This window comes from Calothrix rhizosoleniae SC01 (assembly GCF_900185595.1).
GTDB classification, from domain to species: domain Bacteria; phylum Cyanobacteriota; class Cyanobacteriia; order Cyanobacteriales; family Nostocaceae; genus Calothrix_A; species Calothrix_A rhizosoleniae.
Genome location: NZ_FYBH01000371.1, coordinates 1 through 5,898 on the forward strand (window position 1 = coordinate 1; position 5,898 = coordinate 5,898).

A 5,898-nucleotide genomic window follows, 5' to 3' on the forward strand; every position below is an offset into this window, starting at 1 on the left:
TCTACTGAAGTAAAGATAAAATTTTTTCCAGATCCAGATTATTCACTACTAGTAAATGAAGGCTTCGGTGAATCTATACTCACATCTTTGAGGGTGTAGACTAACTCTTGGGTGTGGACAAGCATTGGCAAGTGCTTTATTGAATTCAATATTTCACGCCCTTTCTCTCAAAATCTTTTCTGATTTTGTTGGCAAGCTTTTTTAGCCCCACGAACGATTCCTGGGTTTACATAGGGCTGTTCTCCAGACTTACGAAAGATATAATGGTTGCTTAAACGCTCGCAGGCTATTTGCATCCAGTCTTGCCAAGAAGCAAGCCATAGTGTCACAGTACCGTCCTTACTACCACTTACAATATGCCGACCATCTGGACTAAAAGCTACCGAATTCATTCTCATACCATTTTTATGCAAGAAGCTACCGATTTGCTTACCCTTTAAATCCCATAACCTGACTGTGCCATCCCAACTACCGCTAATGATACGTTTGCCGTCTTGACTGAAGGCAACAGATAGAACTCCACCAGAATGACCTTGAAAGGGCTCACCTATTGGATTTCCTTCCAAGTCCCATAAACGTAATGTTTTATCAGAACTTCCACTCAGTAAAAGCTGACCATCTGGACTAAATTTCACGGATCGCACCGCACTACTATGACCTTTAAAGGTTTTACTGACAGGATCGCCCTTTAAGTCCCATATTCCTATGGTTTTATCTTCACTAGCAACGGCAATAAATTGACCATCTGGACTAAAAACCACTGAGCAAATCAAGTGCTTATAACTTTGGAGTGATTTGTTATAAACTTGGAATTCTGTGGCAATTTGGAAGGGTGGATGAAGACGATCACCTTGCAAGTCCCATAACCGCACAGTACCATCTGAACTGCCACTGGCAATTTGCTTGCTGTCTGGACTAAATACCACGGATGATACACCTCTACAATCTACATCCTGAAATGGACGACCGATTTGATGGCCTAGAAATGGTTTGCCAACTGGATTGCCGTTTAAGTCCCACAGCCGTACTATGCTATCTTCACCACCCGTAACAATGAATTTGCCATTTGGGCTAATATCTATTGACTTTACTCCTTTTTTATCAGCAATAAAAGGTTTACTGACTTGATTACCGTTTAAGTCCCACATTCGTACCATGCCATCTTCACCTCCAGTAATGATATTTAGACCATCTGGAGTAAATGCCACCGAAAAAATCTGACCATCATGACCTTGGAAGGACTTGCTGAGATCATCATCCACATCCCATATTCTTAATGTTTTGTCCGAGCTACTACTAATGATGTGCTGACCGTCAGGATTCCAAGCAACTGATAAAACTGGACCATTATGACCCTGAAAAGGTTCACCAATGGGATTCCCTTTTAGATCCCATAACCTAATTGTGCTATCCCAACTACCGCTGACGATACGCTGACCATCTGGACTAAAAGCGACAGATTTGACTCCACCAGCATCGTGCGCCCTGAATGAAGCAATTTGATTCCCTTTTAGATCCCATAACTTTAATTTTCTATCATTACTACCGCTGACAATACGCTGACGATCTGGACTAAAGGCAACAGACCACACCTCTTTTTCATGACCCCGAAAGGGTTCACCAATGGGATTCCCTTTTAGATCCCATAACCTGACTGTGCCATCCAAATGACCGCTGACGATACGCTGACCATCTGGACTAAAAGCCACTGAGAATGGAAAATCATGACCTTGTGGATGGCAACAGAAAGGTTTACCAATTGGATTACCATTGAAATCCCATAACCTTAATTGTTCACCCCCATTTGCACTAACAATAAGTTTGCTATCTGGGCTGAAAGCTACAGACCATATTCTTGATTTATGACCCTGGAAGGGCTTACCAATGGGATTACCTTTTAAATCCCATAGTTGAAGCGTGCCGTTTAAACTTCCGCTAATTATGCGTTGACCATCTGGGCTAAAAGCAACAGACCAAACCTCTCCTTTGTCACCCCGAAAGGGCTTACCAATGGGATTACCTTTTAAATCCCATAGTCGCAGCGTGCCATCTTTACTTACACTAATTATGCGTTGACCATCTGGACTAATAGCTACTGATGTCACTTCATCAGAGTGGCCAATAAAAATGTTTCTTTCTCTAGCTTCTTGAACTGCCTGGAATAAGTTAGCTTGGGAGGAGATAAATAGATGGCGGTTAAAAGTGCGACTTTTCTGCAAATTATCAATTGCTAGGATAAGTCCTTCAGTTGCATCAGCCGTAGGTAATAAATTTTGAACTGTGGCAACTTTTATTCCTAACGTGGCAAGCTTGTTCTGAAAAAATGCTACCCCTGCAACTCCAGCCAAGATTATCGCTGCTGAGATAGCTCCTCCAAGGGTCAATTGTCTTGCTTTTCTGATCTGCTTCTTTCTAAGATCTCGCACCTCAATACTCTTTTGAATAAATCGCTGCATTAGAAGCCATTCATCATTCACCTGTGGCAACCATTTTTCTGCTTCTACCAGCGCTCCCCCTGTCAAAAGATAATTACTTGATTCACCTTGTTTGTGCCACTTAGACAAATCTTGTTTAGTCCGCCCTCGCCAAAGCAAAAATTCCCGGTCTTCACGAATCCAGTCCATAAGTGTGGGCCAAGCTGAAAGCAGAGCTTCATGGGTCACTTCAACAGTTTCTTCTTTAGTTGAATGATTTTGATTGGTTATTACAAGTCGAGTATCAGCTAACTGAGTTACTAATTTCCAACCTTCTTCGCCAATCTCACCTCTAGTAGCAATGCGTCGAGTGGGTTTGCCATCTTCTCCCATGCTTACTAGATGAATAAATATCTCTTGGATTTGTTTGCTGATTTTCGACTTTTCCCCTGTGCTAATAAGCTTGGCATAACTTTGATCGGCATGACGGACTAAGGCTGTTTCTAGTCCTCCAATTTCTTGATCGTAGGCTTTGTGGGTTAGCATCCCATTTTTCTGTTTTTGCCACAATTGTTCCAAAGTAAATTCCAACAGAGGCAAACTACCGGGTTGTTTATCTACTGCTTCTATGAGTTTGTTTGTTAATGCTGGTTCGAGCTTAATTCCTCTTAACCTTGCTGGCTGTTCAATCGCTAATTGTAACTCCTGGGAATTCATCGGACCCAAGTTAATCACTCGATCTTCCAGAATATCGCTGAAAGGACGATAGGCTAATGCAGCTCCATAAAAGTCTCCGCGTAAGGTAAGGATTAGGGTAAAGAAAGAGCAAGCCGGTTCCACTGCATATATAAGGACATCTAAAAATGCCTGGACATCTTCTTTTGGAATGTTCTGGGTGTAGAGTTCCTCAAATTGATCCACTACCAGTAGGAAATTGGTGTCAGGATAAATTTGAGCAAATTCGACAACTTTCTCACGGAGAGCTTGAGGGTTATTCCGTATATGTTGTTCCAATTCAACTTGTGTCGCTAGTTGTACTAAACGACGATTCGTTTGAGAAAGGGTTTCGTTGTGCTGGGACCGAAAAAGTGGCTCTAAAGCTGAAGCTAATTCTGGGAATGGATTTTTCTTGGGGCGAAAAACGGCAAGTTTAGTTTTGCCCTTGTCTTGATCTAGCAAGCGACCTATTCCCGCAAGCACAACTGAAGATTTACCACTACCAGAAGCCCCCACTACTGCCACCAGGGATTGACGTTTGAGTGCAGTAGTGATTTTTTCTTCGGTCTTCTCCCGTCCAAAAAATAGTTTATGGTCTTTCGGCTGAAATGTTTCTAGCCCCTTATAAGGACAAGGGGGAATTCCGCCTAACTGTAACCAAGTTGGGGGATCTACAGAAGGATTTTGACAAATTACAGGTAGCCAAGAAGCACCAGGATATTCATTTTCTAAATCTTGTAACTTACTACGTGCCTCCCGAAATGCTTGGTATAGCGGTTGCCTCTGTTCAGAAAAAGCCTCCAGAAAGTGCTTGAAAAATTCCTCTGCTACTCGATTGGGCACAGGTTCCCGCATGACGATAACTAAGGAAATCCTCAGTTTCTCCAAAGCCAGTGCTAACCCCACACCATCGCAGGAGTTAAAAATTGCCACCCTTAAACCGTTTTCAATGGCAGGTTTGAGGGATTCCTCTAATTGCTCAATTCTTAAATAATTGTCGCCCTTGTTCTCATTAATATAAATCCGCCCCGTTGCTCCTGTTGTTTGGCTGTGACCTGCAAAAAAAAGAACATCCCAACCTTGTTTATCCTTTAGTTGAGCATTGAGTTGGGCGTGAGATGGTTTAACTAAAAACTTGGTTTCAGCATCTTCTAGTTGATTGAGCAAACTACTTTCTTGTTCAACATCAATGCCTTGGGTATTACCAAGGATTGCCAAGATTCTCACCTTCTTCCTTTGAGTTTTTTGAGGTGGCTGTCGTTGATAAGCTTGTCTGCTCAGTGCCATTTCTGAGTGGGGATAATCCTTGAAAAAATTCCAGCCATACCAAGGAAATTGCCACAGCTCCTCGTCATTGGTTTCAAAGATAACTTGAATGTCTTCTTTTTGATTAAGTTGAGAACGTAATTCTAGGTCAATAGGGAGAAAATCTTCAGATTTGAGCCAGCTATTGAGGTGTTTTTGTAGGGTTTGATTCAACTGTTCAAAGCTAACCTGAGAGATTTGGTTGATACCACCTTCAATAATTTCCAAGTCGTCATCTTCTTCTAAGGAAGTACGGATAACCTGGCGGTTACAGAGTGCTTGGTACATTAACTTCCATTCTCTGTAGGATTCCGCCAAATTAGCTGCTGGGGGTAACTTGGCAATAAATTTTTCTGGGCGTTGTTGATTGGTAAGCCATAGTTGGACTGTTATGGTAGAAAATCCATTGTACAGGTTTCCTTTTCCCAGATTGATGATGACTAGGTTAGGCATTTAGAACCAGATATCCAAAGAAACATCAATAGTGCCTTAATGCTATTATGAACAAGCCCTGTCAATCAATATTCGGAAGACTTTACCACTTGCTGCCTTGTACCAATTTGTTCCATCTGTTGAGTAGCTTTTTTCATAGCACCTTGCAAGCATAGAATAGGAAATTAATGCATTACGAATGCAGAAAGTGGCTCCTCCCCTCATTACAGGGCTTGGTTTGCACGGGCTTTGCTTAGAATAGTTAATTCTGATGATCCCATTTCCTAGAATTTCAACATTTCCAAGGTAATAATTGTTCCCTGAATCATCAGTAGTAGTTTGAGCTACAGCTTGCGAGGGGAAACCAATAAATCCTGATGTTAGGGTGAGAGATAAAGAAGTCAGAGACAACAAAATTTGCTTTTTTAGATTGAAATGATTTTCTTGTTTGTGCATGAATCCAATCTCAATTGATGAATATAATTTTCTACTTTCTAATAGTTGCAAGCCAATTTTACTGACGCAGTTTTCAAAACTCAAAATATTCTCTGATGTTGACATCACCTAAACCAACTTCAACACTAAAATTTTTTCCAGATTATCTTCTCAAATATTTCAATTGAATGTAATTATCCTGAAGTTTCTATTGAAATAGCGTTGGTATGTACATAATGCTATTTATGCAAACATGCACGAAATAATAATTGGTTCAAAAGCATAAGTTAATTTTTGAGGTACATGTAACCAACGCCTTTAAGTTAATCACTAATTTCCTCAGTGTCTTGTGTAATTAGTATCCCTATGAATTTTCATTCTTTGATTAGGAGTACCACGATTCTCTAGATGATAATCTAAAATAACACTATGAATAAAATGAGATGTCAAAATAGTTCCACCAGATAAAGAATAAAGTCTTTTACCATTTATTCGGTCATAATTTGGTCGAGGAAATTTATCTGGTTCTCTTTGAGAGTTTTCGATAGCTGTCTTATGATCTGACTGATATCCTACATTAAGATATAAGTAGGTT

Annotated in this window: 3 protein-coding genes; all 3 read right to left on the reverse strand. The window is 40.6% G+C overall.

What is annotated here, in order from left to right; translation table 11 throughout:
- Window positions 1-167 precede the first annotated feature (167 nt).
- Window positions 168-4,889 carry an nSTAND1 domain-containing NTPase gene (locus tag CALSC_RS22680; RefSeq protein ID WP_088243513.1) on the reverse strand — a complete coding sequence of 1,574 codons (4,722 nt, stop codon included), beginning with the start codon at window positions 4,887-4,889 and terminating at the stop codon, window positions 168-170.
- A gap of 45 nt (window positions 4,890-4,934) precedes the next feature.
- On the reverse strand, window positions 4,935-5,429 hold the full coding sequence (locus CALSC_RS22685; RefSeq protein ID WP_088243514.1) for a hypothetical protein: 495 nt from the start codon (window positions 5,427-5,429) through the stop codon (window positions 4,935-4,937).
- A 213-nt stretch (window positions 5,430-5,642) separates the two neighbouring features.
- Window positions 5,643-5,898, reverse strand: a 256-nt coding sequence (locus tag CALSC_RS27665; RefSeq protein WP_235006903.1) for a hypothetical protein, incomplete at its 5' end; no start/stop codon positions are given.